The sequence below is a fragment of the Bacillus sp. 05T31 genome, from assembly GCF_056396725.1.
The window spans coordinates 1-4,046 of the sequence record NZ_JBFTMA010000385.1 but is presented as its reverse complement, the minus strand read 5'-3'; the positions used below and the strand labels follow the sequence as shown (position 1 = coordinate 4,046).

Sequence of the window (4,046 nt, the reverse complement as noted above, 5' to 3'; positions counted from 1 at the left end):
TTATTACTTCATTTAGTAAAAAATGAGGGGAAGACAATATTTATTTCTAGTCATAATTTAGCTGAAATTGAAATGATAGCAGATCACATAGCATTACTACATAAGGGTACCATACTCTATGAAGGGAATTTAAACAGTATTATTACTTCTAGAGAATATATTGTTCATGTTAATGACACTACTGCCACAGAAAGGATTTTAAATACAGAGGGTATACCTTATAGCATAGAAAAAGAAGGGGTATTCAAACTAATAATAGATCAAGATAGTGTTCCTAATTTAACCAGAATATTAATTAAAAATGATATAGATATTTTTGAAGTTAGCCCTAAAAAGCTAACATTAGAGGAAGTATTTTTAACTTTAACTAAACAAAAGGAGTTACTCTAATAATGCAATTTATCTTTAAAAGTGTGAATAGTGAGATGAGGAAAATTGGTGGGAGAAAATTATTATTATATTCTTTGTTTTTTTCATTATTATCAAGCTTTTTGTGTATAAGTTATTTTATTTTTAACAAGAATAATCCTGACATGTTTCAATCTACAAATCTTATAGCAATTACAGTAAACTTTAATACACTAACGTTAAGCATTTTTTCTGCTTGTATGTGGTATCTTATCATTTCTTCTGAAAATAAATATGGCACTTGGGCCATTATTTATACAAAGCCAATTTCAAAATTAAAATTATTGGTATCTAAAAATTTATTGTTTATACTGTTCTATTTGATTTTTAATATTTTAAATTTTTCGGTTATGGGTATCTATATTTTTATAAATGGATATGAAATATCCATACTTTATTTTTTAAAAATGTTTATACTTTGTACCATTCTATCTTTAGCAATACCATATTCTCAATTGCTTTTTCATTTAATTATAAAAAAGGGAATTCTTGCGGCGTCCTTGTCAGTTATTTGGATTTTTTTTAGCGTAACATATGGATTATTCCCTGCAATATTCACAAAGACATTTCCAATATTTTATGCATTGAATATAGTAAGTGACGTAATGATTAAAGAAACAACTATTTTATTATATCTTGCAAGTTCTTCAATATATATTTTAGGAATTATGTTATTGACTGTGAGTTTTAAATATTATACATATGAATAATAAAGGGTGAAACAAGTGGGTATTTTAGGTGAATATAAAAAAAGTCTTCATAATGGATTGTATATCCTGTTACTAGTATTTCTGTTGATACCAATTAGTTTTCAAGTTTTTCTAACTGTATCGGCTCAATTAAAAGATGGCGTTGCCATGCATATAGCGATTCTGAGCCTTTTTTGTAGGTTATTTTTACCTATTGCGATAGGTCTATTAGTGTCATTTTCTTTTGTAAATGAATTCAGAAGAAAAGGATATATGTCTGCTATTTATCACGGGATCACTTTAAAAACTATATTAAGTAATAAGTTTTTATTTTGCTTAATAATTACTTTTGGTTATTTACTATGTGCTTTAATCATAACGAGTATACCTATAGTATTAACGGTTGATAATCTCGGGACTGTTTATCAAAGTTTAAGTTTTTCTATACTTTTTATGGTAATTAGCTCTTTAATTATTGTGAATCTACATTTTTTAATAAATATAATATTTTATAAAATCCCGTTACTTTCATTATTAGTAGGGGTTATAGGTGGACTTGGTAGCTTTTTTATCTCTCATACAAACTATTGGATACTATTCCCTTGGTCATATCCAATTATGAGTCTTTATATTGATAGCATTGAAACAAAACAATTGTATATTATTCTCTTTGTATATCTATTATCATTACTAAGTTGTATATTGATGTTGTCTACTTTATATAATAAAAAATCAATGAGATGGAATTAAGGTTACAATGAGGAGTGTAGCATTAGTAATAATAAAACATGTTGTAGTTACTACAATATGGATCTCGATACGTTAAGCCAATTAATAAGACATGCGGATCAAATGTTATTGAATTCGAAGAAGCTAAAGTATGATAGATGTCACTTATGGTCACTCGAATATCTATTACTAATTTACTCTATTTAAAAAAAGTAGCTGCACAAAAGCGCAGCTACTTTTTTTCATACAAACATTATTATGCAAATAAAAACCTTAACGTAAACTTGCGCTTAATGGTACTTGAGAATAAACTTTGAAATTACTACCATAAGTACCGTGTTGAGAAAATGAGGAAGAAATTGAGCTGTTCCAACTTTTGTAGGTAGATCCAGATGTATCTGCTCTTAGAAGTACGTTTGAAAAGCTAGCTTGGCTAAAAGAATTACTTCCAGTATCTTCAACGCCCTGAACCATTTTTACTGGTTCATATTGAGAAAACGTACCTACAGATACAGAATAAAAAACAAGGCAAGCTTCGTGCTTGCCTTGTTCTATGATTTCATTATTTCGGTTCTTATGTTAAAAGTCTTTTCGTATTGTGGCTTACATCCTTAGCGTACAGAATCCGCGAAATGTTGGGGCGACCCCATGCCTATCAAGTTAATATTTTGAAGTGTCGCCAAAACGAAAATTTTATTATTTTATAGTTATTTATGAGAATTCAACTCATTTTCTTCGTTTTAGACCTGGCTTGATGACGATGTGGCGCTATGTGACTTAACTCATAAAATTGCATAAATTTAGAGTTATTGGTATGCCCGCATTTTTGAAAAAAACACGTTAAGAGTTTTTGAGTCATTTTAACTTTGTTTTAAATTGTGCTGCATTAAACACTCTTAATGTTATTGAAATTATTACAAAACTGTCACCTTTATGTAAGGTTATTAGATAGTTCCATTTTTATTTAAATGTAATAATGAATGTATATGAAACGTCAATAATAAGTATTGTATAAAATTTATGTAGTTTACTATTAACAATCAACCATGGGGGAATTAATTATGAAAGCCAACTTAGATACCGTAAAAGAACATTTGAAAAGCAATGAAGAAATCCTTTCTAAAATTTATTGTACAATAAATTTTGGTTATATTAGTAGATCTGGGATCTTAGTTGCTACAAATAAAAAGTTATTGTTCTGTGCTGATTATATGTTTGGAAAAGGACTTAAGTGGGATTATGATTACACTGAAATTTCAAACTTCAATGATACGAGAGGTCTAATTTTAGAGCTATCTGTTCTTCCTGTTATCGAAAAATTAACAATGCATCATAAAGATGACTTTATTGTATTCTCTAATTTTTCAAGTCCATCAAAAGTAAACAAGTTTTTAGAATTGGTTCAATCAAAGATTTAATTTCTAAAGAAATCTTTCAACAATTTTTTTAAGTTGATGGCGATGGGGTACCGGCACATCGCTATCTAGCTAATAAAAAGAAATACCCTCAAAATGAAAAAATACGTTATTCTTTCTGTAGAATCATAGGAAAGGATGGCGTTTTTTATGTCTGTTTCTGTKTCTGACGAATTACAACTATTTGCTCAAGAGATTCAAAGTTTTTTATCTCCAAATACCTTACGGGATCTTGCTAGAGATGTTGGTTTTGTACAACGAACYAGTAAATACCAAGCAAAAGATTTAGTCGCTTTATGTATATGGATGAGTCAAAATATCGCTACAACCTCTTTAGCTCAGTTATCTAGCTGTTTAGAAGCATCCACAGAAGTACTCATCAGTCCGGAAGGACTGAATCAACGGTTTAATACATCAGCCGTTCAGTTTTTACAACATATATTGACTAACCTTCTAAATAAAAAATTAACTTCATCTATGCCACTTTCTTCTCCATACACCTCTGTTTTCAAGCGTATTCGCATTTTAGATTCCACTGCATTTCAGCTTCCAGATATATTTTCAACCATTTATCCTGGGGCTGGAGGATGTAGCCATACTGCTGGGATGAAAATTCAACTTGAATATGACCTATTAAGCGGACAATTCCTACATATCCATACAGGTCCAGGGAAACAACATGATCGAACCTATGGTTCTCTGTGTGTTCCAACTGTGGCACCAAATGATTTATGTATCCGTGATTTAGGGTATTTTCATTTAAAAGATCTTCAACATATACAAGATAAAAAGGCTTACTATATCT

At 29.6% G+C, this 4,046-nt stretch carries 5 protein-coding genes and 1 pseudogene; 5 read left to right on the top strand and 1 reads right to left on the bottom strand.

What is annotated here, in order from left to right; all coding sequences use genetic code 11:
* The 3 genes from AC1DJR_RS19910 to AC1DJR_RS19900 all read left to right on the top strand — a co-directional run.
* On the top strand, positions 1-390 hold a 390-nt coding region (locus AC1DJR_RS19910), incomplete at its 5' end, for an ATP-binding cassette domain-containing protein (RefSeq protein WP_477003330.1).
* A gap of 2 nt (positions 391-392) precedes the next feature.
* Complete coding sequence (locus tag AC1DJR_RS19905; protein WP_002016820.1) at positions 393-1,118, top strand: ABC transporter permease; 726 nt, start codon at positions 393-395, stop codon at positions 1,116-1,118.
* Between the two features lie 15 nt (positions 1,119-1,133).
* Entirely contained in the window at positions 1,134-1,847 is a 714-nt protein-coding gene (locus AC1DJR_RS19900) for an ABC-2 family transporter permease (RefSeq protein WP_477003329.1), read from the top strand.
* 252 nt (positions 1,848-2,099) lie between these two features.
* On the opposite strand, the pseudogene AC1DJR_RS19895 reads toward AC1DJR_RS19900, so the two are convergent.
* A pseudogene (locus AC1DJR_RS19895) lies at positions 2,100-2,330 on the bottom strand (hypothetical protein); the annotation flags it as partial.
* 557 nt (positions 2,331-2,887) lie between these two features.
* On the opposite strand from AC1DJR_RS19895, the gene AC1DJR_RS19890 reads away from it, so the two are divergent.
* The gene (locus tag AC1DJR_RS19890) at positions 2,888-3,244 is read left to right on the top strand and encodes a PH domain-containing protein (protein WP_477003328.1); all 357 of its coding nucleotides are present in this window, start codon (positions 2,888-2,890) and stop codon (positions 3,242-3,244) included.
* A gap of 147 nt (positions 3,245-3,391) precedes the next feature.
* A partial coding sequence (locus AC1DJR_RS19885) for an IS4 family transposase (protein WP_477003327.1) occupies positions 3,392-4,046 on the top strand: 655 nt, incomplete at its 3' end.

Excerpts from the sequence above, each read along its gene's own strand:
- AC1DJR_RS19905 (WP_002016820.1), top strand. The coding sequence starts at position 393 with ATGCAATTTATCTTTAAAAGTGTGAATAGTGAGATGAGGAAAATTGGT.
- AC1DJR_RS19890 (WP_477003328.1), top strand. The coding sequence starts at position 2,888 with ATGAAAGCCAACTTAGATACCGTAAAAGAACATTTGAAAAGCAATGAA.